Source organism: Aquimarina macrocephali JAMB N27, assembly GCF_000520995.1.
Lineage (GTDB): Bacteria > Bacteroidota > Bacteroidia > Flavobacteriales > Flavobacteriaceae > Aquimarina > Aquimarina macrocephali.
The window spans coordinates 67,321-91,030 of record NZ_JACA01000020.1 but is presented as its reverse complement, the minus strand read 5'-3'; the positions used below and the strand labels follow the sequence as shown (position 1 = coordinate 91,030).

At 33.6% G+C, this 23,710-nt stretch carries 20 protein-coding genes; 9 read left to right on the top strand and 11 right to left on the bottom strand.

Translation table 11 applies throughout. The features are described 5' to 3' along the window. Positions 1 to 64: 64 nt before the first annotated feature. From Z054_RS0112710 to Z054_RS0112680, 7 genes are read right to left on the bottom strand one after another with little or no spacing between them, the layout of a single operon-like run. Positions 65 to 304: a CDGSH iron-sulfur domain-containing protein gene (locus Z054_RS0112710; protein WP_024770442.1), complete on the bottom strand. Its 240-nt coding sequence runs from the start codon at positions 302 to 304 to the stop codon at positions 65 to 67. A 27-nt stretch (positions 305 to 331) separates the two neighbouring features. Further along, positions 332 to 2,104 carry an ABC transporter ATP-binding protein gene (locus Z054_RS0112705; RefSeq protein ID WP_024770441.1) on the bottom strand — a complete coding sequence of 591 codons (1,773 nt, stop codon included), beginning with the start codon at positions 2,102 to 2,104 and terminating at the stop codon, positions 332 to 334. Between the two features lie 6 nt (positions 2,105 to 2,110). Further along, positions 2,111 to 2,857, bottom strand: a complete 747-nt coding sequence (gene bla / locus Z054_RS0112700; RefSeq protein WP_024770440.1) for a subclass B1 metallo-beta-lactamase — start codon at positions 2,855 to 2,857, stop codon at positions 2,111 to 2,113. Positions 2,858 to 2,871: 14 nt separating this feature from the next. Next, on the bottom strand, positions 2,872 to 3,408 hold the full coding sequence (locus Z054_RS0112695) for a metal-dependent hydrolase (RefSeq protein ID WP_024770439.1): 537 nt from the start codon (positions 3,406 to 3,408) through the stop codon (positions 2,872 to 2,874). A gap of 25 nt (positions 3,409 to 3,433) precedes the next feature. Next, on the bottom strand, positions 3,434 to 4,426 hold the full coding sequence (locus Z054_RS0112690; RefSeq protein ID WP_024770438.1) for a DUF1028 domain-containing protein: 993 nt from the start codon (positions 4,424 to 4,426) through the stop codon (positions 3,434 to 3,436). Between the two features lie 25 nt (positions 4,427 to 4,451). Further along, complete coding sequence (locus tag Z054_RS0112685) at positions 4,452 to 5,201, bottom strand: NYN domain-containing protein (RefSeq protein ID WP_024770437.1); 750 nt, start codon at positions 5,199 to 5,201, stop codon at positions 4,452 to 4,454. Between the two features lie 48 nt (positions 5,202 to 5,249). Further along, positions 5,250 to 6,605, bottom strand: coding sequence for a DEAD/DEAH box helicase (locus Z054_RS0112680; protein WP_024770436.1), 1,356 nt, complete (start codon positions 6,603 to 6,605; stop codon positions 5,250 to 5,252). Positions 6,606 to 6,694: 89 nt separating this feature from the next. Here Z054_RS0112680 and Z054_RS0112675 point away from each other — a divergent pair, with 89 nt between their 5' ends. Together Z054_RS0112675 and pabB are read left to right on the top strand one after the other, a co-directional pair. Then, a complete protein-coding gene (locus tag Z054_RS0112675; protein WP_024770435.1) occupies positions 6,695 to 7,231 on the top strand; it encodes an NADPH-dependent FMN reductase in 537 nt (178 codons plus the stop codon). A gap of 7 nt (positions 7,232 to 7,238) precedes the next feature. Next, complete coding sequence (pabB, locus tag Z054_RS0112670; protein WP_024770434.1) at positions 7,239 to 8,546, top strand: aminodeoxychorismate synthase component I; 1,308 nt, start codon at positions 7,239 to 7,241, stop codon at positions 8,544 to 8,546. Positions 8,547 to 8,592: 46 nt separating this feature from the next. On the opposite strand, the gene Z054_RS0112665 is transcribed toward pabB, so the two are convergent. Beyond that, positions 8,593 to 9,294, bottom strand: a complete 702-nt coding sequence (locus Z054_RS0112665) for a hypothetical protein (protein WP_024770433.1) — start codon at positions 9,292 to 9,294, stop codon at positions 8,593 to 8,595. Between the two features lie 161 nt (positions 9,295 to 9,455). Between Z054_RS0112665 and tilS the strand changes: the two genes are divergently transcribed. The 6 genes from tilS (at position 9,456) to Z054_RS0112635 (ending at position 17,948) form a co-directional block, all read left to right on the top strand. Further along, positions 9,456 to 10,769: a tRNA lysidine(34) synthetase TilS gene (gene tilS / locus Z054_RS0112660; protein WP_024770432.1), complete on the top strand. Its 1,314-nt coding sequence runs from the start codon at positions 9,456 to 9,458 to the stop codon at positions 10,767 to 10,769. Continuing rightward, positions 10,769 to 12,748: a protein-disulfide reductase DsbD family protein gene (locus tag Z054_RS0112655; protein ID WP_024770431.1), complete on the top strand. Its 1,980-nt coding sequence runs from the start codon at positions 10,769 to 10,771 to the stop codon at positions 12,746 to 12,748. The genes tilS and Z054_RS0112655 overlap by 1 nt, the downstream gene beginning before the upstream one ends. A gap of 159 nt (positions 12,749 to 12,907) precedes the next feature. Then, a complete protein-coding gene (locus Z054_RS0112650) occupies positions 12,908 to 13,189 on the top strand; it encodes a hypothetical protein (protein ID WP_024770430.1) in 282 nt (93 codons plus the stop codon). Between the two features lie 141 nt (positions 13,190 to 13,330). Further along, positions 13,331 to 15,187, top strand: coding sequence for a CocE/NonD family hydrolase (locus Z054_RS0112645; protein WP_024770429.1), 1,857 nt, complete (start codon positions 13,331 to 13,333; stop codon positions 15,185 to 15,187). A 25-nt stretch (positions 15,188 to 15,212) separates the two neighbouring features. After that, positions 15,213 to 17,084: a DUF885 domain-containing protein gene (locus tag Z054_RS0112640; RefSeq protein WP_024770428.1), complete on the top strand. Its 1,872-nt coding sequence runs from the start codon at positions 15,213 to 15,215 to the stop codon at positions 17,082 to 17,084. A 216-nt stretch (positions 17,085 to 17,300) separates the two neighbouring features. Continuing rightward, positions 17,301 to 17,948: a DUF4494 domain-containing protein gene (locus Z054_RS0112635; protein ID WP_024770427.1), complete on the top strand. Its 648-nt coding sequence runs from the start codon at positions 17,301 to 17,303 to the stop codon at positions 17,946 to 17,948. 137 nt (positions 17,949 to 18,085) lie between these two features. Here the strand turns inward: Z054_RS0112635 and Z054_RS0112630 are convergent, their stop codons facing one another. The 3 genes from Z054_RS0112630 to Z054_RS0112620 all read right to left on the bottom strand — a co-directional run bounded on the left by Z054_RS0112630 (position 18,086) and on the right by Z054_RS0112620 (position 22,047). Further along, positions 18,086 to 19,378: an HlyD family secretion protein gene (locus Z054_RS0112630; RefSeq protein WP_024770426.1), complete on the bottom strand. Its 1,293-nt coding sequence runs from the start codon at positions 19,376 to 19,378 to the stop codon at positions 18,086 to 18,088. A 23-nt stretch (positions 19,379 to 19,401) separates the two neighbouring features. Next, entirely contained in the window at positions 19,402 to 19,767 is a 366-nt protein-coding gene (locus tag Z054_RS0112625) for a four helix bundle protein (RefSeq protein ID WP_024770425.1), read from the bottom strand. 75 nt (positions 19,768 to 19,842) lie between these two features. After that, positions 19,843 to 22,047, bottom strand: a complete 2,205-nt coding sequence (locus tag Z054_RS0112620; protein ID WP_024770424.1) for a peptidase domain-containing ABC transporter — start codon at positions 22,045 to 22,047, stop codon at positions 19,843 to 19,845. 813 nt (positions 22,048 to 22,860) lie between these two features. Here Z054_RS0112620 and Z054_RS0112615 point away from each other — a divergent pair. Beyond that, on the top strand, positions 22,861 to 23,706 hold the full coding sequence (locus Z054_RS0112615; RefSeq protein WP_024770423.1) for a DUF5694 domain-containing protein: 846 nt from the start codon (positions 22,861 to 22,863) through the stop codon (positions 23,704 to 23,706). Positions 23,707 to 23,710: the final 4 nt, after the last annotated feature.

The following is a 23,710-nucleotide window of genomic DNA, read 5'->3' as shown; positions in this document are numbered from 1 at the left end:
TGTTGATTGTAGTATGTTTAGAATCAAACGTTTCTTGATCTTAAATTTCTATATGGTTTTTTGTTTAATTGCTGTGTGATCCATCACAATATGGAGGATTGCTGGTCTGCTTACAAGTACATAAATAAGCCTCTTTCGTTTCTTCTACACAAAAAATGATAGGAGGAGACCCTCCTGTTTTTTTATGGTTACCATTGCAAAACGGTTGATCTGTACTATGCCCACAAGAACACCAAGCATAGTTTTTGTCAACCTCTAATTGGCATGCTATTGGCGCATCACCACCTCTAATGTTATTTTTCATAAGCTTGATTTTTGTATTCTAAAAATACTAAATTCTAGCTTGATATGTGTATAGATCAAAATATCTGCCTTCTGCAGCGATAAGTTCATCATGATTACCGTGTTCTGCTATGTTACCAGATTCGATAACCAAAATTTGATCTGCTTTTTTGATTGTACTTAACCTGTGTGCGATAACAAAAGTAGTTCTGCCTTTCATTAATTCACCAAGACTTTTTTGAATCAAAGCTTCACTTTCTGTATCCAGATTGGATGTTGCTTCATCAAGAATAATAATTTTAGGATCTGCGAGAATAGCTCTGGCAATTGCAATTCGCTGTCGTTGTCCTCCAGAAAGTTTTACACCTCGTTCTCCTATCAAAGTGTCTAATCCATCATCAAAACGATCTGTAAATTCATTCACGTATGATGCTTTTACAGCTTGCTGTAATTGCGCCTCTGTCGCACCTGGATTAGGAAATAAAATATTCTCTCTAATCGAGCCTTCAAATAAGAACTCATCTTGTAATACTACTCCAAGGTTACGTCGGAAACTATGTAGCTTTACTTTAGAAATATCATTATCATCAATAGTAATGGTTCCTGATTTTGGATTTAAGAATGTAGCTGCTAATCCGGCAATGGTAGATTTACCAGAACCAGAACTACCAACCAAAGCAGTTACAGATCCCGAGGGAGCTTTAAAACTAATATTATGCAGTACTTCTTTTCCTTCTTCGTATGAAAATGAAACATTGTCAAAGATGATATTTCCTGTTATATTATCTAAGGTGATATTTCGATCCTCTATTTCTTCTTCTGGAGTCATATTCATTAACTCTTCGGTACGATCCAGGCCTGCTAGCGCTTCAGTTAACTGACTTCCGATATTACTCATTTGTACAATCGGGGCAATCATAAACCCGAGTAATAATGTGAAGGAAAGGAAATCTCCAATGGTTAACTCATCGATCATAATTTTATATCCACCAATCCCCATGATTCCGGTAGAAGCAATACCCAATAAAAATGTTGAAGAACTAGTCATTATTGCTGTAGCCGTTAAACTCTTTTTTACATTTTGAAATAATCGATCTACTCCTTCTTCAAACGTTTTGTTTTCCTGCGCCTCGGCATTAAATCCTTTTATCACTCGTACTCCGGCAAGAGTCTCGGTCAATCTACCTTTAACTTCTGCATTGATAACTCCTCGTTTTCTGAAAATTGGACGAATATATTTGAATGCTTTTAAAGCTACGATTCCGAATACAGATACGGGAACCAGCACAAATAATGTCATCGATGGGCTAATTCGGATAAGTAATACCAATGAAATAATAGCTGTAATTGTGCCCCCAACCAATTGTACTAATCCGGTACCAATAAGATTTCTAACTCCTTCTACATCACTCATAATACGAGATACCAATGCTCCGGATTTTGTGTTGTCAAAAAAACTAATAGGTAGGGAGAGTACTTTTTTCTGTACTTGTGCTCTTAATTCTGAAATTAGAAATTGTGCTTGTACACTTAGTATTCTGGTTAAAAGGAATGATGTTATCGCTTGAACCAGAATTGCCAGACCTACACCAATCAAAAGCATTTTTAGCATTTCGTAATCTTTTTTGGCGATAACATCATCCATTAGATATTTACTAGCCATAGGTAATACCAAACTAGCTAATCTACTTAGGACAATTAATAATAGTCCAATAAAAACAAGATTTTTTCTTGGCCATATAATGGTTTTAAAAGCTTGCCCTATGGTTACTTTTGATTTTCTTTTGTCTTTTGGTGAGGTGTTATTTTGAAATTCTTTCATATATTATCATTCAGCTTTAAATAAAGAAATAGTATACTCTAGTAACTCCTGTCCGCCGTGAGCTCCATGCCCCGGGATTACAATTTCTACTTTGGGATACTTTTCTTTGATTTTAGAAACAGTAGTTGACCATTCTTTTACATTGGCGTCTCCGAGGTATCCTTTTTTAGCTCCTTTTGATTTAATCAAACAACCGCCAAAGAGTACTTTTTCATCAGGAAAATAACTTATAACATTATCAGAAGTATGACCTTCTCCATGAAATGTATTGAATACTTTTCTATTTCCAACTTTTAATTCAAGGTGTGTGTCAAATCCATTTTGAGGAATTGTATAGTTTTTATTTTTAGCTAAACGTATGGTTTCATTGCTGGCATATGAAGAAATTTTTCTTTTATGAAACTCCTTTAAACCTCCTAAACAATCATCATGAAAATGTGTGGCAACGATTCCTTTGACTTCGGATTTTAAGTTTTTTTGAATCCAATTTATTAAGGCTCCAGATACAGAATCATTAGTTGGTGTATCAAATATCAATGCTTCATTATTATCGATAATAATCATACCATTACATGGTACTTTTCCAAAACTTTCGGTGTTCAGATATGATGTATGTATATAGCTATGCTCATTAAGTTTTTTGATTTGAAGCTCTTCTGATACTGTAATGACTTCGTGAGTTTGATCTTTTTTACATGAGTACATGCATAACAATACCACTAAAAGAAATAGAGGCTTAATAGTGTTTTTCATTGTTTATTTCGAAGTTAGTTTTTGAGTTTTCTGATATAACGAATCACTAAGATATAAATACTTGTTGGTATCACGATCCAGATCAACTCACTTAACAATACTTTAATGCCCCAGATACTAAAAAAATTACTAAGACCAATCGGAGATACTTGAATCGGTCGCCACGGAAAAAAATATCGGGTAGTATCAAAAGGAGAGAAGAATGCAATCCCAAGCCCTCCTGTGGTCATTGCATCGAGAACACCATGAAAAGCTGTGCAAATGGTAAAATATAAGATTAGTGCAGCTCCTGTTTTGGTAAATGTCTTTTTAGAATAGAAAATAAAAGTAACGATAACCCCCAGAAGCAAAGCAAAAAATAATGAATGAGAAAACCCCCGATGTCCCCAAAAACTTTCATAGGTAATACCAAATTTAAAACCTATAACATCTGCATCGGGAAGGATTGAACAGATAATTCCTAATATCCATAATTTTTTGGTATAGATCTCTTTCGAAAAACTTTTACCAAACGCATATGCTGTAAATCCATGAGCAAAGATAGAGGCCAATGAGAATTCTGGTTTTTAATTAATTTTATAATTTAAGAATTTGATCAAGTTGTATTTTTGATACGGTTAATAACCCGGATTTTGGGAGCCTTTTGGTAAGTTCTCTCCAGTTTTCATCTTTATCAAAAATCTGCTTAAATATAGGCAATGCTTCATCAAGCCTGTTGTTATTGGCCAAAGCTACTGCTTTCCAATACTTCATTTCTAAATTTTCAGGAAATAATTGTTCTGCAGCTCCATAGGCTTGGAGAGCCATTTCCATATCTCCGACTTCTACTGCCAGATCTCCTTTATTCATGTATTCATAGGCTTTGTGTACTTGTAATAGGCGTTGCAATTCTACTAATGGTGTTGCGTGATCATCTACTCTTAGGTTAACTTTTTTATCTTCCCAAGAATTTTTAGCTGGTTTAGCATTCACAACCACCAGTGCAGCAGATTGCTTACCTCTGATATCTCCTCCTGCTTTCTGAGCAGCTATTAGAACTTTGACTACACGATCTGCCAGTGGTAGGTCTTTATGCTCTTCAAAAGCTTTGGCCATTGCAGGAACCACGTTGTCATTAAGCATCATATTGGCTTGTACAGCATAGTTATCTCCAACGATATGATGCGCAGAAACAATACATTTTTCACCTGTAAAAGCAGCTGCATTACCTTTTACATCCAGAAATGCTACTTGTCTAAAATCTTTTCCATCATCTTTTGCTACCAGAAGATCGAGTGCTTCTTTGGCACTTTTACCTTCAGACATAAGTTTAAGGCCGTTAGGGCCGTATGCAGGATTAACAAAAGATTGTGTTGCTACTACACCAACACCAGATTGACCCCAGGATACAATCGACCCTACAGAAAACCAATGACTTTGGACTCCTACTGCCATTTCTCCAGTTGCCTTATCTCTTGCTACAATAGAAAAAGTATGTGCAAACTTTTCTTTATAGACCTGTTGAGCTTCCATCTGAAAGGATATTAGAATAATGAAAAATATTCCTCCTTTTACTACTAATGATTTCATATCTATATTTTTTGTTGCAATTAGCTTATTTTTTTCGTTGCCTTTTATTCCGCACATAAATTAACTTAGACCGTCCTTTAGCAGCTTCACGTTGTTCAATTTCAAAATTTTTAATTGACTTGATTAAAGGGGTCAATTTTTGAAAACCGTAGTTTCTGGAATCAAAATTTGGTTGTTTTTTTTGTAGCAGACTACCAACATCTCCAAGAAAAGCCCAGCCATCGTCATCGGCTACGTCGGATATGGTATGTGAGATTAGTTTAATCTCTTTTGAAGTGATTTTATCAACACTATTTTTAGAAACGGATGTAGTATCAATAGATTCTGATTCATTTTCTTCTGCTTCGTATTTAAGAATTTCGAGGTAAATAAATTTATCACAAGCTACAATAAATGGGTTTGGAGTCTTTTTTTCTCCTATTCCAAAGACTTTCATCCCTGCCTCTCTAAGTCTAGTTGCTAAACGAGTAAAATCACTATCACTGGATACTAAACAGAAGCCAGTTACTTTTTCAGAATATAGAATATCCATTGCATCTATAATCATTGCAGAATCTGTAGCATTTTTACCTTTTGTATATCCATATTGCTGGATTGGTGTTATTGCATTCTCTAGAAGAATTTTTTTCCACTTTGTAAGATCTGGTTTTGTCCAGTCTCCATAAATTCTTTTGATAGTTGGATTGCCATATTTTGCAATTTCTTCCATCATTTCTTTTATGTACGAAGATGGTATATTATCACCATCGATTAATACTGCAAGATTTAAATCCATAAAAAGGTATTAGAAGAGTTCAATCTAAAAAAAACAAAATCAATTATATTATCGTTTCTTGTTTTTGTTTTTTAAGTTATATGTTTTATCTCCTTTGGTTTTAGGTTTTTTATATTTTTTCTTAATTTCTCGTTGGTATGAACCTCCCAGGTTTACTTTTTTATTTTTTGCTGACTTTTCATGAAAAGAAGCTCCAACTTCATCATTGGGTCGTTTATGAGGATTGTTGATTTCTTTAATTTTGGGTTGTTCTTCGGGAGTAAGCTGATCAGAGATTTCTACACCTACAGGAATATCTAATTGCTCGATTTTCATCTCCATCAAACTTTCGATAGCATCCAGGTGCTCTTGTTCTTTTTCTGTAGTAAGTACAAACGAAACTCCTTCTTTTTCTGCACGACCGGTTCTACCAATACGGTGCATATAATTTTCTGGATATTCTGGGGTATCTAAATTAATTACCTGACTTACATTTTCTATATCCAGCCCCCTGGCCATTACATCTGTAGCAATCAATATTCGATTTTCTCCTTTTCTAAATTGCTCGATACTTCGCAATCTATAATTTTGAGTTTTGTTAGAATGGATAATACAAATCTCTTCTGCATATTTTTCTTCTAACTGTTCAAACAAACGATCGGCAATCTTTTTAAAACCAACAAAAATTAAAGTTTTGTGATAGGTTTCTTTATCAGAAAGCAATTGTTCCAGTAGGTTTACTTTTGTGTAAAAATTAGGAACCTTGTAACCATACTGTTTGATGTTTTCAAGAGGTGTTCCACTTTTTGCAATTGATATTTTTTGTGGTTTGACAAATATTTCTGAAATCATTTGATCTACTTCATCTGTCATTGTAGCCGAAAACATAATATTTTGTCGCTGCCGCGGAAGGATATCAAAAATGTTCATTAATTGATGTCTGAATCCTAAATCCAACATTACATCGACTTCATCGATCACCAGTTTCTGAATCGATTTGAGTTGTAACGCTCTACTTACTGCCAGATCATATAAACGTCCCGGAGTGGCAACTACAATATCTAAACCTTGCGAAACAGCTTGTTTTTGCGTATTGATATTTGTACCTCCATATACTCCTGTTATTCGCACATTGGTGTATGTAGAAAGTTTTTCGATTTCATCAACTACCTGTACAACAAGTTCTCGTGTAGGAACTAATACTAATATTCTTGGGTTTTGTTGTACAGAATATTTTAGCATCCTTAAAATCGGAAGCATATAGGCATATGTTTTACCAGTACCTGTTTGTGCAATACCTACAACATCTTTTCCAGACATTACGGGTGCAAAAGCTTTTTCCTGAATAGGAGTAGGAGTCTCAAACCCTAAATCATCAAGGGAATTAAGAAGTTGCGTGTTTAGATTTAAATCTCGAAAAGTCAATTGATTTGTTTTTTTTTGATGCTACAAAGGTAGCCTTATTTTGGGACTGTGAACATTTTGGTTACTTTTGACTTTCTAATACAATACTAATGAAGAAAATCATTGCCTTCGCAGGTTCTAATAGCAGTACTTCTATTAATCATAAACTCGTAGAGTTTGTAGTTTCAGAAATAAAAGGACATGATATAAGAATAATTAACCTGGTAAATTATGCTATGCCGATGTATAGCGAGGATGAAGAAAAAAATAATGGTTTCCCAGGAATGGTTATGGGACTAAAACAAGAAATCTCTGAGGCTGATGCATTGATTATTTCTGTAAATGAACATAATGGTAGCTGGGGTGCTTTTTTTAAAAATGTAATAGATTGGTTATCTCGATTGGATCGTAATTTTCTGGAAGGAAAGAAAATTTTGCTAATGAGTACTTCTCCAGGAAAAAGAGGAGGACTAAGTTCATTAGAATTTGCTAAGAATGTGTTTCCCAGATTTGGAGCCGAAATAGCGGAGAGTTTTAGTTTCCCTTCTTTTTATGATAATTTTTCTATAGAATCAAACACCGTAACAGATGAGACACTTTTATTGGGATTAAACGAAGTTCTCAGTACTTTTGCACATCAAATTTAATGAGCAAGTGCGAAGTGTTCGACAATATACTTTAGAAGATTTTTCAGAATTTAAAACTAAGCTATTACACTGGGGGCAGCAATTCGAAGAGGCTACTTGGCTGGATTCTAATAGCTATTCACAGCAATATTCTAGTTATGATGCTGTATTGGCGGTAGACGCTTTTACTACTATAAAAACCGATTATTATAATGGTTTTGATACATTAAAAGAATATCAGGGATTAACTTCGGATTGGATTTTTGGATATCTTTCTTATGATCTTAAAAATGATACAGAAGACTTGATTTCTGCAAATCAGGATGAATTATGTTTTCCGGATTTGTATTTTTTTCAGCCTAAAAAACTTTTTTTACTCAAAGGAAATATTCTTGAAATGCATTATTTAAGAATGGTAGATGATGAAATAGAAGAAGATTTTAAGACGATTTCTGAGAGTTTAATACTCAAAAAAGATACGGTAGAGCAACCTTGTGGCAAGGTAAAAATAAGCCTGCGTATTACAAAAGATGAATATAAAGAGAAGGTAAATGAAATGCTTGCTCATATTCATCGGGGAGATATTTATGAAGCTAATTTTTGCCAGGAGTTTTTTGCAAAAAACAGTTGTATTGACCCTTTACAGACATATTATCACTTAAACGATATTTCAAAACCTCCTTTTGCCACATTTTTTAGAATGAATGACCACTATTTGCTATCAGCTTCACCAGAACGCTATTTGCGAAAAGAAGGTCAAAAAATAATTTCTCAACCCATAAAGGGGACGGCAAAAAGGTCTCAGGACATTGATGAGGATACAAGATTAATATCAGATCTATATAGTGATCCCAAAGAGCGATCAGAAAACGTAATGATTGTGGATCTGGTACGAAATGACTTATCAAGAACTGCAACCAAAGGGTCGGTCACCGTAGAGGAATTGTGTAAGGTATATTCGTTTAAACAAGTACATCAAATGATATCTACAGTGACTTCGGCAATTGATGATGCCATTTCCCCTGTTGATGTTATCAAAACTACTTTCCCAATGGGAAGTATGACAGGGGCACCCAAGATTTCTGCAATGCAAATCATAGAAAATCTTGAGAAATCTAAAAGAGGTTTATACAGTGGAGCTGTAGGATATTTTACTCCGGATGGAGATTTTGACTTTAATGTAGTGATTAGAAGTATTCTCTATAATGAGGAAAGGCAATATATATCATATACCGTAGGGGGAGCTATAACTGCTAAGTCAGATCCCGATAAAGAATATGAAGAATGTTTGCTTAAAGCAAAAGCAATGCGAGAGGTGTTAGAGGGATTGCAGTAAAAAGTATATAGGTAATATTATAAAAACTGTCACTCAATACTGCTAACTAAATAAGATTCCTTCTAAAACTCTTTCGTACATCAATGATAATTTCCTTGACTTCTTGTGCGGTTATATCTTTAATTTTAGCAATTTCTTCAAAGTTTAATCTTCCGAAAACAAAAAGATCAATAATTTTAGAAGTCTCGATTGGGAGCCAACTATAGAACTTACCTAATAATTTCTGTTTTCGATGCTCTGAGGAAGGTTCAGAGTCTATAACTTTAAGAATATCAGAATCCATATCATTGTATATAAAACTCTGCTTTTCTTCAGAATTTTGATGATAACAAATATCATCTAATTCTTCTTTCATAATAAGTTCATTATCTCCTTCAACGGTATAATTCTCTTCAAGTTTTTCGAGTTCTTCTTTTAGAAAATAACTGGTGCTAATATTTCTTTGATGCCAACCTTCACGAATATGTAATTCATCAATAAGCTCATCGGCAATTTTAAAGAGTTTAAGCTCTAGAGATAAGGTGTCTATTTCGACATCAAGATCATCATGATAAAGTTTCAATATCGCATCATCTATAATACCATTAGAACAATACATGTTCTGAGGTAAAATACCTACGCTTTCTGCAATATATAATCTGTGCTTCACATAGGGATGTAAGTGTGGTACAATGGATAATAATTTTTTACTAAATTCCCTTTGGTCATCCGCCTCATAAAATTCTTGTAATTCATGTGTCCTATTCATTTATCAGTAATTTAAGAGTTGCTTTCTAAAAATAATAAAAACAAACCAAATAAAGTGTTAAAAACCTGATAATCAATATGTAAATGTAATTTTCAAAGAAGATTGTTATCGCAATTCAAAATCGTATATTTGAAAAACCGAAAACTCTAATCCAAAATCTGTTGTTACAGGAGTTCAAAGATCATATTGCCATAAACTTTCCATTTCTTTCGGGAAGCAAATTATTAATCGCATGTAGTGGTGGGTTAGATAGTGTTATACTTGTAAGACTTTGTCATGCACTAGGTCTCCAGTATAGTATAGCACATTGTAATTTTAAATTAAGAGGAGAAGAAAGTAATGATGATGCAAACTTTGTTACTCAATTGTCTGATGAGCTTCAATGCTCAGTTTTTACTACACAGTTTGATACAGAAAACTATGCTGTAGATCATAATTTATCAATTCAGATGGCGGCCAGAGAGCTACGATACGATTGGTTTAAGAAACTAGCCCTAGAGCACCAGTTTGATTATATTCTTACCGCGCATCATGCAGATGATAATCTAGAAACTTTTTTAATAAATCTATCCAGAGGTACCGGAATAGAAGGGTTAACAGGTATACCAGAAATTAATGGAACTTTTGTACGACCGCTATTACCATTTTCGAGAGAGCAGATTTTAGCATATGCAGAAAAAAATGACTGGCAATGGAGAGAAGATAGTAGTAATAGTAGCACGAAGTACCTGCGAAATAAACTGCGTCTTGATGTGATCCCAGAATTAAAAGTTGTTAACCCCCAGTTTTTACAGAGTTTTAATACCACTTTAGAATATCTAAAACAAAGTAGTGAATTTATTAAAAGTCAGGTAACTCAACTTAAAAAAGAGTTGTTCGAAGTTTCAGAAAATGATACTATTAAAATACCTATTAATAGATTAATTGATTATGGAAACCCAAGAGCTAGCTTGTATTTTTTGTTAAAAGAATATGGTTTTAAAGCCTGGAGTGATATTGAATATATGATCACTGGTCAATCCGGAAAACAAATTTTTTCGGGAACCCATCGTTTGGTAAAGGATAGAGAATGTTTATTATTGAGTCCAATATCAGAAAAAATCATAGATCGCAATTACAATATACCCGAAGCCGAAAGTATGTTGATGATCCCTCCGGGAACACTTAAATTTAAAGTAACATCCGAAATCTCGGATATAGACCTTAAGACCATTTATGTTGATAAAGAAAAGTTAAAGTATCCATTAACTGTAAGAAAATGGAAAGAAGGCGACTATTTTTACCCTCTGGGAATGAAAGGGAAAAAGAAATTGAGTAAATATTTTAAAGACGAAAAATTATCTTTACTCGCCAAAGAAAGAGTATGGTTATTATGTTCTGGAAAAGAAATAATTTGGATTATAAACTATAGAGCAGATAATAGATTTAAAATAATACCCCAAACAAAACAAATACTTAAAATTACAATAGCCTGATGCGATATCTCTTATTATTACTGACCACTATATTATTTTCTACAACGCTTTTTTCGCAAACATTGGATCCTGTTAAGTGGAAAGCTACTATAGAGAAAGAAACTGATGATACTTATATCTTATATTTTGAAGCTACTCTTGATAAAGGATGGCATTTGTATTCTCAAAATGAAGCAGATAGTGATGAGATAGCTCCAACACCAACAGAGTTTACTTATAATAATACTCCCGAGAGTTATACACTTATAGGAGAAACGATAGAGCCTAAAGGTATTGAGAAGTATGACAACATCTTCGAGATGGATGTGAAGTATTTTGAAGATAAAGTGACTTTTTCTCAAAAAATCAAGCGAGTAAACAAAACTTTGGAACAGGTTAAAGCAGAAGTGTTCTTTTCGGTTTGTGATGATGAGAAATGTTTAGCTCCAGAGACCGTAGAATTTGATATCAATCTTTCTGGAGAAGCAATTGAAAATAAAGGAGACCTGTCTAGTATTACAGAAGGTGATCAAAAGAAATCCAAAGCATTATATATTGATGTAAAAGGCAAAGATGTTTTTCCTTCAGAACAAGTAGAGGAGAAAAGCTATTTTAATATTTTCCTTTTAGGATTTTTAGGAGGATTAATAGCTTTATTGACTCCTTGTGTATTTCCTATGATACCTCTTACAGTTTCTTTTTTTACCAAAGGAGCTAAGGATCGTAAAAAAGGATTATTCAATGCTATTTTGTATGGATTTTTTATATTCATTATTTATATTTTATTAAGCCTTCCTTTTCATTTGTTAGACTCGTTAGATCCAGAGATATTGAATAATATTTCGACAAATGTGACTCTTAATGTTGTCTTCTTTGTCATTTTTATTGTATTTGCGATATCCTTTTTTGGCTATTTCGAAATTACCTTGCCTGCTTCCTGGAGTACCAAACTAGATAGTAAAGCTACAAGTATCGGGGGAGTGATAGGTATATTCTTTATGGCATTAACATTGGCGCTGGTATCGTTCTCGTGTACAGGACCAATTTTGGGATCATTACTAGGAGGTTCTCTAAGTAGTGATGGAGGAGCAATGCAACTAAGCTTTGGTATGGGAGGTTTTGGATTAGCCTTAGCACTGCCATTTGCATTATTTGCGTTATTTCCTAATTGGCTAAACTCTCTACCAAAAAGTGGTGGATGGCTAAATGCAGTAAAAGTAGTCTTGGGCTTTATCGAACTCGCATTGGCATTTAAATTTTTATCAAACGCGGATCTTGTAGAACATTGGGGAATTTTAAAACGAGAAGTATTTATTGGTATTTGGATTATTATTGGTCTGGGACTAACCTTGTATCTTTTTGGGAAAATACGTTTTCCTCATGATAGCCCGATACAAAAACTAAGTAAAGGAAGAAAAACTATAGGCGTTATCACATTAGCTTTTGTCATTTATTTAATTCCGGGACTTACCAATACAGCCTATGCGAACTTAAAATTACTAAGTGGTTTTCCTCCACCATTATTTTATAGTATTTATGAAAAAGAAGCTCACGGACCCTTAGGACTTAATGCATATACCGATTTTGAAGAAGGAGTAAAAGCTGCCAAAGCCCAAAATAAACCCATTATGCTTGATTTTACAGGTTGGGCTTGTGTGAATTGCCGTAAAATGGAAGAGCAGGTGTGGAGTCATCCAGAAATTATTGATATCCTTAAGAACAAGTATGTCTTAATTTCTTTATATGTTGATGATAGAGAAAAGCTATCAGAAGACGACCAATTTAAGTTTTTAAAACCCGACGGAAGAATTAAAGAGATTAGAACAGTAGGAGACAAGTGGGCGACATTTCAGACCCTAAATTTTAAAAATAACTCACAACCTTATTATGCACTATTAGATGCAGATATGAATTTACTAAACAAGACTGCAGCATATACTCCAGATACAAATGAGTACCTTAAATGGTTACAGACGGGCCTGAAGAACTTTACTAAGTAAAGTTCTTACATTAAAAACTACTAAAACCGCCGGTGAATAATGAATATTTTTATAAGTATCTGTGGAGTAATCTTTCTTGTTTTTTTAGTTCTATTATTTAGGTATCGGTTTTTGACTTCGAATTCAGTGATAATAATTGACTCTTCTATAAAATATAAAATGATTGATATAGAACAGAAAGATTATTTAAGATATAGTTTTGAATCTATAAATAGAAATAAAAGAATATGGCTTGCAGAACCATATGATACTATTAAATGGGTATATGTAAGTAAAGTAGATTTTGATAAATTATGGCCCGAAAGTCCATTCGAAATATCTGATAAAAACTACTACATAAAAGCAAAATTCGAACTTAAAAAAATGCTTTTTGGAGATTACAGTTTAGCAAAAGTTATAGCATTCGAAAAAGTTACAGGAAAGCCATGTATAGAAAAATAACATACTTCTTATAGACTGGCTATATTGGGTTGAGCTTGTTACAATACGTCCATATTGATTGTAAGTTGTTAAAATCTCCTTAAAACTATCTGGCTCGCAATACCATTTTTTTATCTTCAGCAATAAACTAAACTTAAACCAATGCGATCAGTCAGATTTATTCTTTTAAGAAGCATAATGCTTCTTTGCACAAGTATTATGTTTTCTCAGGAAGCAGATTCCTATGATGTAAAAAAACATTATACAAAACAAGAAGTTGATATTGTAATGAGAGATGGAGTTAAACTTCATACTACAATTTATGCTCCAAAAGATACTTCAAAAAAATACCCAATTTTAATGCATCGAACTCCGTATAGTTCGAGACCATATGGTAAGGATGAATTTAAATCTAAAATCGGTCCTAATACATTTTTAATGAAAGAAGGCAATATTATTGTCTATCAGGATGTACGTGGGCGTTGGATGAGTGAAGGAGTATATGATAATATGAGAGCATATATTCCTGGTAAAAAAGGAAAACAATTTGATGAAGCCAGTGATACCTATGATACGATAGATTGGTTAGTAAAGAATGTATCGAATACTAATAAAAAAGTAGGAATATGGGGAATCTCATACCCTGGTTTCTATGCGACGTATTCTTTATTAGATGCACACCCGGCTTTAAAAGCAGTATCGCCGCAAGCATGTATTGGTGATTTCTTTTTTGATGATTTTCATCATAATGGCGCATATCTGTTAAGCTATTGGAGAGCTACAGCAGTTTTTGGGTATGAAAAAACTAAACCTACAACAAAGAGTTGGTACACTTTTCCAGAACTGAAAAGTAAAGATCAATATCAATTCTTCCTGGATGCTGGACCTTTAAGCACTTTAGATCAGTACTATAAAGAAGATAATGTGTTTTGGACTCAATTAAAAGAACATCCTAATTATGATGAATTCTGGCAAAAAAGAGGAATAATTCAACATTTAAAAAACCAAAAAATTAAGCCAGCAGTAATGACTGTGGGAGGTTTATTTGATGCCGAAGATTTATATGGCCCTTTCGAGACTTATGAAAATATCGAAAAGAAAAGTGATAATTATAACATTATGGTTTTTGGACCATGGAGTCATGGAGATTGGGCAAGAACCAAAAAACGCCAAGCTATAGGTAATGTATATTTTGGAGATGATCTTTCTTTAAAATTTCAAAAAAATGTAGAAACTACCTTTTTTAATCACTTTCTAAAAGGAAATGCAGATGGAAAAACTGGATTACCAGAAATTCAAATTTTTGATACCGGAAAAAAAGAATGGAATTCTTATGAAAGCTGGCCTCCGGCAAATGTAGAGAAAAAGACATTCTACCTTTCTGCCAATGATGAATTGTCTGGTAAAAGCGGAGCAGGGTCTTCAGAATTTATAAGTGACCCTAAAAAACCAGTTCCTTATTCTGAAGATGTTAAAATGGTATTTACGCCAAGAAAATATATGACAGACGATCAACGATTTGCAGCACGTCGTCCCGATGTTTTAGTTTTTGAAACTCCTGTTCTTACCGAGGATATGACATTACCGGGAGAAGTATTGGCAAAACTAAAAGTAGCTACAACAGGTACAGATGCGGACTGGGCAGTAAAATTGATAGATGTATATCCCAATGATGTAGAAGATACAGAAGAGACACAGGAGTATTTAAAAATGGCGAATTACCATATGATGGTACGTAGTGAAGTAATGAGAGGACGTTTTCGAAATGATTTTAGTAAACCGGAACCTTTTGTTGCTAATCAAAAAACAGATGTAAATATTAAGTTGCAGGACATTCATCATACGTTTAAGAAAGGACATAAGATACAGATTCAGGTACAGAGTACCTGGTTTCCTTTAATCGATTTAAACCCACAGACCTATGTCCCTAATATCTTTAAGGCAACTGAATCTGATTTTACCAAGCAAACACATAAAGTATATCATGATTCTACAATAGAAGTTATGATTTTAAAATAACTAATAAACCCTAATATATACTATCATGACCAAAGTAAAAATCAGTGTACTGCTATTTTCTTCTCTTCTGGCATTAACCAGCTGTAAGCAAGAAGTAAAAGAACCAGAACAGGGTGTTGCTTCACAAGAAGACATCATCGAAGAGCAGTCAAAAAAACTAAACGATTGGTTCGAAGCACAGTTTCAGCAAGAAATTGACAAATCACCAATGATGCAAACGTATTTAGGGATTAAAACAGACGATTATGGTAAATGGGATGATATCTCATCTAAACAAGAAGCAGAAGATTTAGAAAAAGCAAAAGAACGCCTTGCCTATTTAAAGGATTCTGTAGATGTATCTAAATTAAATGATGCAACTGCTCTAAGCTATAAATTGATGAAAAAGGATCTCGAAGATGAGATTGCAGACTTTCAATACAGATTCTATGATTATCCTGTAAATCAAATGTTTGGAATGCAGTCCAGGATTCCTGCTTTTCTTATCAATATGCATAAGATCAAGGATAAAAGTGATGCAGAAGCTTACATTTCCAGGTTAAATGGTATTAGTGAAATGTTTACTCAAGCGATAGAAAATATAAAGATCAGAGAAAAGAACGGAATCCTTCCTCCTAAGTTTGTGTTTGCCAGAGTTCTTGATGATAGCCGCAATATTATTGTAGGGCAGCCCTTTGATAAATCTATTCAGGAAAGTACTTTATTAGCTGATTTTAAAAGTAAAATTTCAACACTTAAATTATCTGATGAAGAACAGAGTGAATTGGTGTCTAAAGCAAAAATAGGACTTATAGACAGTGTAAAACCAGCTTATGATAATCTTATCACATTACTAGAAGGACAACAACAAAGAGCAACTACAGATGATGGTTGCTGGAAATTTCCTAAAGGAGATGCGTTTTATAATAATGCATTACAACGCACGACCACTACTACGATGACTGCAGATCAGATTCATGAACTTGGATTAAAAGAGGTGGCTCGTATTCATGGTGAGATGCGGGATATCATGAAGCAAGTTAAATACGAAGGAACATTACAAGATTTTTTCAAGTATATGAAAGATGATAAAAAGTTCTATTTAGCAAATACCGAAGAAGGAAAAGCAGCATACCTTAAACAAGCAGTTGGATTAATTGATACGATGAAATCCAGGTTGGATGAACTTTTTATCACCAAACCAAAAGCAGATATCATTGTAAAAGCAGTAGAGCCTTTTAGAGAGAAAAATGCAGGAAAAGCCTTCTATCAAAGTGGAACTCCTGATGGATCAAGACCAGGGACATATTATGCCAATTTATATGATATGACGGCAATGCCAATATACCAAATGGAAGCTTTGGCATATCATGAAGGTATACCGGGACATCATATGCAGAGATCTATTGCACAAGAATTACAGGACATCCCGAAGTTTAGAAAATTTGGTGGATATACAGCATATACAGAAGGCTGGGGGTTGTATACCGAACTACTACCCAAAGAAATAGGAATGTACAGTGATCCGTATTCGGATTTTGGTAGATTGGCAATGGAGCTTTGGAGAGCTTGCCGATTGGTTGTAGATACTGGGATTCATAGCAAAAAATGGAGTAGAGAAGAAGGGATTAAATATTATGTTGATAATACTCCTAATGCAGAAAGTGATGCCGTAAAAATGGTAGAACGTCATATTGTTATGCCAAGTCAGGCTACAGCATATAAGATAGGAATGAATAAGATTCTTGAACTACGCGAAAATGCAAAGAAAACCCTTGGTGATGCATTTGATATTAGAGAATTTCATGATGTAGTGTTAACCAATGGAGCTGTACCACTTACGATATTAGAAGAATTGATAGGAGAATGGGTGACCAGTAAAAGTACAAATAAGACTAAAGAAGAAGTAGGTTCTTAGTACTTTATTTACGTATTATAATAATCAGACCTCACAGGCATATACTGAACTTATTTCAGTATGCCTGTGAGGTTTTTTAGTCTACTGTTTTTGGTTTAGATAACAGAACCGATATATCAAAAAAACATAGAATTTTCAAATTGTGAATATCTATTATCGGTATTGGTGGCTAGCGTTTTTTTAAAAATATATATTTGCCATCCTAAAAAAAAAGATATGAGCACTACTTGGTATGAATGTAAAGTAAAGTATAGAAAATTAGATGATTCTGGAGTACAGAAAGTTACTACAGAACCTTATTTGGTTGATGCTTTGTCCTATACAGAAGCTGAAACCAGAATCAACGAAGAAATGTCAGCATATATTAGTGAAGAATTTAAAATCACGAATATTAAGATTGCTAATTTTGCCGAGATACATCCTTTTGAAAATTCTGATCGATGGTTTAAATCAAAAGTAGCTTTAATTTCTTATGACGAAGAAAGTGGTAAAGAAAGAAAGTCGAGTATGTACTTGTTAGTACAGGCTAATGATGTAAAAGAAGCCTATGATAATACTATTAGTATGATGAAGGATTCTGTTAGTGATTATACAGTGCCTGCAATTTCAGAATCTCCGATTATGGATGTGTTTCCTTATTTCTCAGGCGAGGAAGAGCAACTTGAAAAGACTCAACCGATAGAGAAAGTTAATTTTTCTCAAGAGGAAGTATCAGAAGAAGTCGATGTTGTTGAGGAAAAAATATTAGAAGAAGTTAACCCTGCTCAAGAGGAAATTTCAGAAGAAGCTAATTCTATTGAAGAAGAAGTAGTAGAAGAGGTTAATTCTTCTCAAGAGGAAACATCAGAAGAGGTAGACGTATAGTTTACTTAAAACCTGAATTTGGCATAAGAAAACTGCGTCAGTTCGAGTGTTTACTTGGCTTACAAAGACAAGAAAATGTATCGAGAACAAGTTGTTTTCTTATGTCAAACTTGATTACTTAAAATTGTAAACATCTTTTACTTATCCATCAATGTTCTAAATTGATAGAAGAAACGCTCAATAAGTCGAAGATCTTCGGTTACAATTTCTACAACACCTCTCATTTCCTGTTTAAAAGGAATTTCTTTGTCATAGGTAGTAATTAGTTTTTCGGGCAATTCGACATCGATAAGATATAATCCATCTTTATCTGGTAACAGGGATATATGCTTTACTTTACCTTTCAAGGTTCCAAATTCATCATCAGGAAAATTTTCTAATCTAATATTAGCAGTTTGTCCCACCTTTATTTTTCCCGAATTTTGAGAAGGAGCTTTAATTTTTGCCAGATAAGAAGAGTATTCTGAAGGAACAATAATAAAAACAAGATCTCCAAGGGCCACAGTTTGATTTTCTGTCCAAAAATTAAGGAAAGAAACCCGTCCTTCGATATCTGATTTAAGTACATATTGCAACTCCCAGTCTTTAATACTTTTCTTTAACTGTCCAAAGGATTGTAACACCTTTTTAAACAGGTTAATTTCTTCTTTTCTCTTATTGATTTCTGTACCTTTTGATGTTTTGGTAGCATTGCTAATACTCTCGTTAATTTGAGATAGCTGTACGTCGTTATTTTCATAATTACGTTTGGTCCGCAGATAATCAAGTTCTTTGCTTTCAAATTCTTGTGCAGAGATTACTCCTTTTTCAAATAGGTTTTTTTGACGCTGAAGCTCTTTTCGTTTAAACTCTAGTTCGGCTTTACCAAGCCTTTTTTGAGCCTTTAGACTTTCTAGACGCCTGTAGAGTTCTGATAAGGAGGTTTGATTTGCAATAGCTTCATTAGAGAAAGGCTGTAATTCTTTATTCAGGATATATTCAGAATAACTGTTTTCGAATATTGCATAGCTGGTTTCAATATCTCCCAGAAACAAGACCGGTAACTCATCAATAGGAAATGTAAATGATTTAGTATTTACTTTGATGGTATCTACAATAGATTTAAGCAAAAACACATCTTTATAATTAGCACTGCTTTCTAATATTGCCAGGGGAGTGTTTTTGGGTACAATTTGATTGTCTTTAACAAATAGAGACTCAATTTTACCATTAGTTTGAGCATATTCTTTTTGCGGTGGTATTCGAGTAGTGATAATCGCTTCTGCAGGTATCACATCGGGATACTTAACCAGCCAGGAAAGAAATAATAACAGTAGTACCAATACCAAAATCAAGAGATTTCCCCATCGTATCATCCAATGCGGAACCCTGGTTAAGATTTCCTGTACTTCTTCACTACGTAATTGTATGTCGTCTAAAGTGTCTGGCATAGTGTTTAATTATAAATTATGAATTAAGAATTACTAATTTTTAGTTTAGTGGTTTTTTGGATAGAACCAATGATTTTGAGTAATTCTTCACATTTATTAATAAGGTGTATACTTTCTTGATCTGTTATATAATTACTATCTCTTAATAATCTTAACCAATAATGTGTTTCTCTGGTTTCTTTATATGAAATAGCCATTTTTGATAAAAAATCTCTCGTGCTTTGCCCTCCTATAGCTTCTTCAATGTTTGCACCTATAGAGGTTCCACTTTTCAGAATTTGTTTAGACAGAACATATTCTTGTTGTTCTTTTATCAGTTTTTGATATAATTTAATACATAATAATGCAAATTCATAACTTTTCGTTTGAACAACATTTTCTTTTTTCATCTAATTCCTAATTCGTAATTCGTAATTGGTAATTCGTAATTGGTAATTCGTAATTGGTAATTCGTAATTCAAGTATTATTTTCCTAATTCGAGTTGATTTTTAACCAGGTGATAATAGTTTCCTTTCTCTTTGATTAGAGATTCATGATTTCCTACTTCTACAATTTTACCTTTGTCTAAAACAACAATCTGATGTGCATTTTTTACAGTACTTAATCGATGCGCTATCACCATTACGGTTTTGTCTTTAAAGAAGGTATCCAGTTTTTCCATGATTACCTTTTCATTATTGGCATCAAGAGCAGAAGTCGCTTCATCAAAGAACAAATATTTAGGGTTTTTATAAACCGACCGAGCTATAAACAGCCTTTGTTTTTGTCCGGTACTTAGTCCTACACCTTCCATCCCTATTTTGGTATTATAAGAAAGAGGGAGTGATTCGATAAACTCTTTGATATTAGCAACATCGACTGCATGTGCTAATTTTTTCTTATCCAGATAATCTTCTCCTACTGCAATATTATTAGCAATAGTATCATTAAAAATATACCCTTCCTGCATCACCACACCAAATTGATCTCTCCATGCTTTTTGGGATACATTATGTAAATCATGAGAGCCAATAAAAATCTGTCCTTCATCCGGCTCATAAAACTTAAGAAGGAGCTTCATTAGTGTTGTTTTTCCACTACCACTAACCCCAACTACAGCTGTAATTTTATTAGCAGGAATAGAAAGGTTGAGGTTTTCTAAGACCGGTTTATCGGCTCCAACATATCTAAAACTTAGATTCTTGATTTCAAAACCAGAATTTGCCGAGATATCTCTAATCTTTTCATCTCCGGGGTGCTCTTCATCTTCTTTATTATGAATTTCTCCCAGACGTTCTAAAGAAATTTGTGCATCCTGTAGCTCTCTTAAGAAATTGATTAATTGCGAGATAGGTGCATTTAATTGTCCTACTATGGCTGTAATCGCCAGCATCATACCTAATGTGATATCACCATCTATAACCAGTTTTGCAGAGAAAACCGTAATCAGGATATTTTTTAACTCATTGATAAAAGAAGATCCTACACTTTGGTACTGCTCCAGAGCCAGACTCTCAATAGATATTCTAAACAGTTTTGCCTGTACAAACTCCCAGTTCCATCGTTTTCTTTTTTCAGCATTATGCAGTTTTATTTCCTGCATACCATTTACCAGTTCGATAACCTTACTTTGTTCCTCACTAATCTGCGAAAAGCGTTTATAATCTAGTTTTTTACGTTTTTTGAAGAACACAAGTATCCAGGCAAAATAGAATGTACTTCCTATGGCAAAAATACCAAAAATAGGGACGCTATAATAGATCAGGACGATACTAAACACAATGAGATTTACCATCGAGAATAGCACGTTTAAAGAAGACATGGTTAGTATCTGCTCGATTCGCTTGTGATCATTAATTCTTTGTAAAAGATCCCCCGTCATTTTTACATCAAAATAGGAGATAGGCAGATTCATGAGTTTAATAAAGAAATCTGATATCAGCGATATATTAATACGTGTACTAAGATGGAGTAAAATCCAACTTCTTAAAACATCGATTAATGTTCTACCAATAAATAGAGAAAGCATTGCGATCAATACAAGGTATATAAAATTAAGATCTTGATTTTTGATCCCGACATCTACTATACTTTGCGTTAAAAACGGAGTAATAAGTTGTAATAAACTTCCCGCACCTAGACCTAATGCCAGCTGAAAAAGAAAGGCTTTGTATTTAAATACATATTTGGATATAAACTTAAACCCAAATTTTTGATCCTCTTCATCCAGGTTATCATTATAAAACTTAGGAGTAGGCTCCACTAATAGAGCGACACCTTCTTCTGTAGTTTCATCGGCGTTATTACCAATCCATGCTTTAATAAATTCCTCTTTTGTATAGGTAATCAATCCATGAGCAGGATCAGAGACATACAAGGTCATTTCACCTTTACGCGAAGTTTTGACTTTATAGAGAACTACATAATGTACTTTGTTCCAGTGTACGATACAGGGTAGAGGTACCTCGTCTAATTTGTTTAAAGAAAGTTTTACCCCCAGGGATCTAAAGCCTATTTCCTCTACGGCATCACTTAGCCCCAGAAGAGAACTTCCTTCTCTGGTGGTTTCACTTAATGATCTAAGTTTTTGAGTATTGAGAACTCTTCCATAATGTTTTGCGATAATCTTAATACAAGTAGGCCCACAATCTTTCGACTCTGCTTGTTTGTAAAATGGAAATTTAGGCATTAAGCTTTTTTAAATTAAATTGATTTTTGTGTAATGTATCTATCTACAAAGTAAAGTAATTCTTTTCTATAATACTAATACCGTGTTTTAGGGCGTGACCCTATGGGGTCAGGCTATTTGCTATATCTTTTTTAGTATTCCTTAATACATATTGAACTCATCTTGAGTAATGCTTTTCCCTACAAAATTCACATTTTGCACCCTAATTTCGTTATTTTTTTTCACCGTAGCTAAGGCTATGCTGAAAAAAAATAACTTTACTATGGTACAAAAGCCAAACTTTTCGGCTTAAAACCACTACTCAAGATGAGTTCATTGCTAAAGCAAAAAAAGGAGCAAATACAAAAAAGGATGCCGCTACTATCCTTCACGCAAACCTGATAATACCGATTTGTAATCCGTGACTATAAAACTTAAAAATAAATCAAAAACAACAACCTGTTATGTATCATCTACATCTTCTACAAGAATAAGACATACCAGTTTCATTTTTCGAGACTGAGTATTTTTTATACGTTAGAATAAAAAAACAGTCAACTCATACGTGACCATTTTAATCTTTTGCTATGAATCATTGGGATTGCAAATCCGCGCTATCAAAGCTTCATGACGAAGTTCCAATGCATAATGCGGGTTTAATGTAAGACCATCGGCAAACCTTTATGCCAAATAGTGTAACATTCTCAAAAGTAATATGTTCTTACTCTGTATATATCAAATATGATCTTATGAAATGAGTCATAATAACGCGGTTAATATCAACCGAAATGATTATTGGCAAATTCCATCTGACCGATAAAAACAAATAAACAGATGAAACATCTTACTTTATTATCTCTTTTAATTATTATACTATCCTGTTCTTCAGAAGATGAAACTAAAAGAATTAAAAAAGCATCAGAATATTTTCCAAAAGAAAAAGCAAAAGTTCTAATTGTAGGAACTTTTCATTTTAATTATCCAGGGCTGGATGTGGCCAAAGTAACCCCCGAAAATCAAATAGATGTATTAAGAGAGCCTAAGAAATCAGAGGTTAATGAACTTGTAAATTATATTAAGAAATTTAAACCCAATAAAATAGCAATAGAAGCTACACCAAAATGGAATGCTACAGGAAAACTAAAAAAATATAAAGAAGGAGCATATAGAGACCAAAGAGATGAACGGTTTCAAATTGGGATGCGTATTGCAAACGAACTAAAATTAGACACGCTTTATGCTATTGATGCAAATTCTATGAGCGACGATATAGAGAAGCTAGATTCTATTTACACTAATAAACTGTATAAAGATTTTGATTTTAAAAATGATGATCCGTACAGAAAAATGACTCTTAACTGGTATAAAGGAGAAGATGAGATCATCCCAAAAATTAATTTAGTAGATTATTTCAAGCATTTAAATTCAAGAGAATCTCATTTATACGGATACGGAGCCTATCTTGTTGGAGATTTTAAGCTGGATAACGAAAGAGGCGCCGACATTTTATCGTTCTGGTGGTATAATAGAAATGCAAGAATCTTTAGAAAATTACAAAAAATCACAGAAAATAATGAGGATAGAATCCTTGTTCTCATTGGGAACGGTCATGCGGCAGTTTTAAGGCATCTATTAGAGTCCTCACCAGAATATGATTTTATAGAATTTGATAGTTTATAAAATA

Excerpts from the sequence above, each read along its gene's own strand:
- Z054_RS0112630 (WP_024770426.1), bottom strand. The coding sequence starts at position 19,378 with ATGCCAGACACTTTAGACGACATACAATTACGTAGTGAAGAAGTACAG.
- Z054_RS0112645 (WP_024770429.1), top strand. The coding sequence starts at position 13,331 with ATGCGATCAGTCAGATTTATTCTTTTAAGAAGCATAATGCTTCTTTGC.
- Z054_RS0112690 (WP_024770438.1), bottom strand. The coding sequence starts at position 4,426 with ATGAAATCATTAGTAGTAAAAGGAGGAATATTTTTCATTATTCTAATA.
- Z054_RS0112710 (WP_024770442.1), bottom strand. The coding sequence starts at position 304 with ATGAAAAATAACATTAGAGGTGGTGATGCGCCAATAGCATGCCAATTA.
- Z054_RS0112640 (WP_024770428.1), top strand. The coding sequence starts at position 15,213 with ATGACCAAAGTAAAAATCAGTGTACTGCTATTTTCTTCTCTTCTGGCA.
- bla (WP_024770440.1), bottom strand. The coding sequence starts at position 2,857 with ATGAAAAACACTATTAAGCCTCTATTTCTTTTAGTGGTATTGTTATGC.
- Z054_RS0112625 (WP_024770425.1), bottom strand. The coding sequence starts at position 19,767 with ATGAAAAAAGAAAATGTTGTTCAAACGAAAAGTTATGAATTTGCATTA.
- Z054_RS0112665 (WP_024770433.1), bottom strand. The coding sequence starts at position 9,294 with ATGAATAGGACACATGAATTACAAGAATTTTATGAGGCGGATGACCAA.
- Z054_RS0112650 (WP_024770430.1), top strand. The coding sequence starts at position 12,908 with ATGATTGATATAGAACAGAAAGATTATTTAAGATATAGTTTTGAATCT.
- Z054_RS0112705 (WP_024770441.1), bottom strand. The coding sequence starts at position 2,104 with ATGAAAGAATTTCAAAATAACACCTCACCAAAAGACAAAAGAAAATCA.
- Z054_RS0112620 (WP_024770424.1), bottom strand. The coding sequence starts at position 22,047 with ATGCCTAAATTTCCATTTTACAAACAAGCAGAGTCGAAAGATTGTGGG.
- Z054_RS0112655 (WP_024770431.1), top strand. The coding sequence starts at position 10,769 with ATGCGATATCTCTTATTATTACTGACCACTATATTATTTTCTACAACG.
- Z054_RS0112675 (WP_024770435.1), top strand. The coding sequence starts at position 6,695 with ATGAAGAAAATCATTGCCTTCGCAGGTTCTAATAGCAGTACTTCTATT.
- Z054_RS0112635 (WP_024770427.1), top strand. The coding sequence starts at position 17,301 with ATGAGCACTACTTGGTATGAATGTAAAGTAAAGTATAGAAAATTAGAT.
- Z054_RS0112615 (WP_024770423.1), top strand. The coding sequence starts at position 22,861 with ATGAAACATCTTACTTTATTATCTCTTTTAATTATTATACTATCCTGT.
- Z054_RS0112685 (WP_024770437.1), bottom strand. The coding sequence starts at position 5,201 with ATGGATTTAAATCTTGCAGTATTAATCGATGGTGATAATATACCATCT.